General features: G+C 46.6%; 1 protein-coding gene. It reads left to right on the top strand.

All coding sequences use genetic code 11. From position 1 onward, the window contains the following. The coding region (locus POW22_RS03710) for a beta strand repeat-containing protein (protein ID WP_419180993.1) at nucleotides 1-5195 on the top strand (5195 nt) is incomplete at both ends.

Genomic DNA, 5195 nt, shown 5'->3' with positions numbered 1-5195 from the left:
CTTTGACCTACACTGATGAAGATGGAGCGGATACGGTAATTGACTTAGCCACCATCATTGACAATTATGAGACTGTAACTGTCGTTGACTTTGATGGAACTACTGGTCTATTGACTTACACCGACGAAAACGGTGATAATACCACTTTCAATGTCCTTGCCGCTATCGACAACTTTGAGACCTTAACTACCCTTTCTGACAACGGTGACGGTACACTTACGTATACCGATGAGGATGGAGCGGATACGGTAATCGACCTGGCAACAATCATCGATAACTACGAGACCGTAACTGTTGTAGCTTTTGATGGGACGACAGGTCTTTTGACCTATACCGACGAGAACGGTGATGATACTACCTTCAACGTGTTTGCTGCCATCGACAACTTTGAGACCTTAACTACCCTTTCTGATAACGGCGATGGTACTTTGACCTACACTGATGAAGATGGAGCGGATACGGTAATCGACCTGGCAACAATCATCGATAACTACGAGACCGTAACTGTTGTAGCTTTTGATGGGACGACAGGTCTTTTGACCTATACCGACGAGAACGGTGATGATACTACCTTCAACGTGTTTGCTGCCATCGACAACTTTGAGACCTTAACTACCCTTTCTGATAACGGCGATGGTACTTTGACCTATACGGATGAAGACGGTGCAGATACAGTAATTGACCTGGCAACAATCATCGATAACTACGAGACCGTAACTGTCGTTGACTTTGATGGAACTACTGGTCTATTGACTTACACCGACGAAAACGGTGATGATACCACTTTCAATGTCCTTGCCGCCATCGACAACTTTGAGACCTTAACTACCCTTTCTGATAACGGCGATGGTACTTTGACCTACACTGATGAAGATGGAGCGGATACGGTAATTGACTTAGCCACCATCATTGACAATTATGAGACTGTAACTGTCGTTGACTTTGATGGAACCACTGGCCTATTGACCTATACCGACGAGAACGGTGATGATACTACCTTCAACGTCTTTGCTGCCATTGACAACTTTGAGACCTTAACTACCCTTTCTGATAACGGAGACGGCACACTTACGTACACTGATGAGGATGGAGCGGATACGGTAATCGACCTGGCAACGATCATCGACAACTACGAGACGGTAACCGACTTAGAGTTCAATCCGACCACTGGAATTTTAACTTATACTGATGAAAATGGAACCGCTACTGACTTAGATATAGTTGGGGCTGTCGACGGATCAGAAACTATTATAGTCGATGGTCAGAACACCACGATCAATGGAACTGGGACAGCCGCAGACCCTTACAGCGTAGATGTTCCAGACAATTTAGACAACGATTCAACTAACGAATTCAACACCGGAATCGCTTTTGATGGAACTACCCTTACCGTAACTGACGGAGGTGGCGATCAGTCCATCGATATCTCAGGGGTAAGCACGGACGATCAGGAAATCTCTACCGATGGTACTGCGGGTAATATTGAAATCGAAGATGGAAACACCATCACGCTTAACGTAGATGATGCCGATGCTGATGCAACCAACGAATTCAACACCGGAATCGCTTTTGATGGAACTACCCTTACCGTAACTGACGGAGGTGGTGATCAATCCATCGACATCTCAGGGGTAAGCACGGACGATCAGGAAATCTCTACCGACGGTACCGCTGGTAATATTGAGATCGAAGATGGTAACACCATTACTTTGAACGTAGACGATGCGGATGCCGATGCAACTAATGAGTTTAACACCGGAATCGCTTTTGACGGAACCACACTTACCGTTACTGATGGTGGTGGCGATCAGTCCATCGACATCTCAGGAGTAAGCACGGACGATCAAGAAATCTCTACAGACGGAACTGCCGGTAATATCGAGATCGAAGATGGAAACACCATTACCTTAAACGTTGATGATGCCGATGCTGATGCAACAAACGAATTCAACACCGGAATCGCTTTTGACGGAACAACTTTGACTGTTACTGACGGAGGTGGCGATCAGTCCATCGATATCTCAGGGGTAAGCACGGACGATCAGGAAATCTCTACCGATGGTACTGCGGGTAATATTGAAATCGAAGATGGAAACACCATTACCTTAAACGTTGATGATGCCGATGCTGATGCTACCAACGAATTCAACACAGGTATTGCCTTTGACGGAACAACTTTGACTGTTACTGACGGTGGCGGCGATCAGTCCATCGATATCTCAGGGGTAAGCACGGACGATCAGGAAATCTCTACCGACGGAACTGCCGGTAATATCGAGATCGAAGACGGAAATACCATCACGCTTAACGTAGATGATGCCGATGCTGATGCGACTAACGAATTCAACACCGGAATCGCTTTTGACGGAACTACCCTTACCGTAACTGACGGTGGTGGCGATCAGTCGATCGATATCTCTGGAGTAAGTACGGACGATCAAGAAATCTCTACAGACGGTACTGCGGGTAATATCGAAATCGAAGATGGAAACACCATCACGCTTAACGTAGACGATGCCGATGCTGACGCGACAAACGAATTCAACACCGGAATCGCTTTTGATGGAACTACCCTTACCGTAACTGATGGCGGAGGTGATCAATCCATCGACATCTCAGGGGTAAGTACTGACGATCAGGAAATCTCTACCGACGGAACTGCGGGTAATATCGAGATCGAGGATGGTAACACCATTACCTTAAACGTTGATGATGCCGATGCTGATGCGACTAACGAATTCAACACCGGAATCGCTTTTGATGGTACGACTTTGACCGTAACTGATGCCGGCGGAGATCAGTCGATCGACATCTCAGGCGTAAGCACGGACGATCAAGAAATCTCTACAGACGGTACTGCGGGTAATATCGAGATCGAGGATGGAAACACCATTACCTTAAACGTTGATGATGCCGATGCTGATGCTACCAACGAATTCAACACAGGTATTGCTTTTGATGGTACGACTTTGACCGTTACTGACGGCGGCGGCGATCAGTCCATTGATATCTCTGGTGTTAGCACGGACGACCAAGAAATTTCAACGGATGGAACTGCTGGTAATATCGAGATCGAAGATGGGAACACCATCACTCTAAACGTAGACGATGCAGATGCTGACGCAACCAACGAGTTCAATACCGGAATCGCTTTTGACGGAACTACCCTTACCGTTACTGACGGTGGTGGCGATCAGTCCATTGACATCTCTGGAGTGAGTACTGATGATCAGGAAATCTCAACTGATGGAACAGCCGGTAATATTGAGATCGAAGACGGAAACACCATTACCTTAAACGTTGATGATGCCGATGCTGATGCTACCAACGAATTCAACACAGGTATTGCTTTTGATGGAACTACTTTGACCGTTACTGATGCCGGCGGAGATCAGTCGATCGATATCTCAGGCGTAAGTACTGACGATCAAGAAATCTCTACAGACGGTACTGCTGGTAATATCGAGATCGAGGATGGAAACACCATTACCTTAAACGTTGATGATGCGGATGCGGATGCAACGAACGAATTCAACACCGGAATCGCTTTTGACGGAACAACTTTGACTGTTACTGACGGAGGTGGCGATCAGTCGATCGATATCTCAGGGGTAAGCACGGACGATCAGGAAATCTCTACAGACGGTACTGCGGGTAATATCGAGATCGAGGATGGTAACACCATTACTTTAAACGTTGATGATGCCGATGCTGATGCGACTAACGAATTCAACACCGGAATCGCTTTTGACGGAACAACTTTGACCGTTACTGATGGCGGTGGCGATCAGTCCATTGATATCTCTGGTGTTAGCACGGACGACCAAGAAATCTCTACCGACGGAACTGCCGGTAATATCGAGATCGAAGACGGAAACACCATTACCTTAAACGTTGATGATGCCGATGCTGATGCGACAAACGAATTCAACACAGGTATTGCCTTTGACGGAACTACTTTGACCGTAACTGATGCCGGCGGAGATCAGTCGATCGACATCTCAGGCGTAAGCACGGACGATCAAGAAATCTCTACAGACGGTACTGCTGGTAATATCGAGATCGAGGATGGAAACACCATTACCTTAAACGTTGATGATGCCGATGCTGATGCAACAAACGAATTCAACACAGGTATTGCTTTTGATGGTACGACTTTGACCGTAACTGATGCCGGCGGCGATCAGTCCATTGATATCTCTGGTGTTAGCACGGACGACCAAGAAATCTCTACCGACGGAACTGCCGGTAATATCGAGATCGAAGACGGAAACACCATTACCTTAAACGTTGATGATGCCGATGCTGATGCTACCAACGAATTCAACACAGGTATTGCTTTTGATGGAACTACTTTGACCGTTACTGATGCCGGCGGAGATCAGTCGATCGATATCTCAGGCGTAAGTACTGACGATCAAGAAATCTCTACAGACGGTACTGCTGGTAATATCGAGATCGAGGATGGAAACACCATTACCTTAAACGTTGATGATGCGGATGCGGATGCAACGAACGAATTCAACACCGGAATCGCTTTTGACGGAACAACTTTGACTGTTACTGACGGAGGTGGCGATCAGTCGATCGATATCTCTGGAGTAAGTACGGACGATCAGGAAATCTCTACAGACGGTACTGCGGGTAATATCGAGATCGAGGATGGTAACACCATTACCTTAAACGTTGATGATGCCGATGCTGACGCAACTAACGAATTCAACACCGGAATCGCTTTTGACGGAACTACCCTTACCGTAACTGACGGTGGTGGCGATCAATCCATCGATATCTCAGGGGTAAGTACTGACGATCAGGAAATCTCTACCGACGGAACTGCTGGTAATATTGAAATCGAAGATGGAAACACCATTACCTTAAACGTTGATGATGCCGATGCTGATGCGACTAACGAATTCAACACAGGTATTGCTTTTGATGGTACGACTTTGACCGTAACTGATGCCGGCGGAGATCAGTCGATCGACATCTCAGGCGTAAGCACGGACGATCAAGAAATCTCTACAGACGGTACTGCGGGTAATATCGAAATCGAAGATGGAAACACCATCACGCTTAACGTTGATGATGCCGATGCTGATGCTACCAACGAATTCAACACAGGTATTGCTTTTGACGGAACAACTTTGACTGTTACTGACGGTGGTGGAGATCAGTCGATCGATATCTCTGGA

The sequence above is a fragment of the Gilvibacter sediminis genome, assembly GCF_028561565.1.
GTDB classification, from domain to species: Bacteria; Bacteroidota; Bacteroidia; order Flavobacteriales; family Flavobacteriaceae; genus Gilvibacter; species Gilvibacter sediminis.
The sequence above is the reverse complement of the archived record's forward strand: the minus strand, read 5'-3'. Positions and strand labels throughout refer to the sequence as shown.